Genomic DNA, 286 nt, shown 5'->3' on the forward strand with positions numbered 1-286 from the left:
AATTAGCGGAAGCCGAACGCATCTGTGCGCATGACGGTACTCGTCTGGTGGAAATCGGCGCTGAAATCAGCGAGCAGCTCGACATCGTGCCGCAACAGGTGCGAGTCATTCAACATCACCGCGTCAAATATGCCTGCCCGTGCTGCGATGAAAGCATTCGCGTGACGCCGGCACCGGTTCGCATCATCCCCAAAGGCTTGCTCACCGAAACGGCATTAGCCTGGGTCGTCACCGCCAAATACCAGGATAGCCTGCCGCTGTATCGGCAAGCCGCGCTGTTGAGCCG

Annotated in this window: 1 protein-coding gene; it reads left to right on the forward strand. The window is 58.7% G+C overall.

What is annotated here, in order from left to right; genetic code table 11:
- Positions 1–286: IS66 family transposase zinc-finger binding domain-containing protein (locus BJL95_RS00005; RefSeq protein WP_139306065.1), on the forward strand; the 286-nt coding region annotated here is incomplete at both ends.

The sequence above is a fragment of the Methylomonas sp. LWB genome (genome assembly GCF_001856095.1).
GTDB classification, from domain to species: Bacteria; Pseudomonadota; Gammaproteobacteria; order Methylococcales; family Methylomonadaceae; genus Methylomonas; species Methylomonas koyamae_A.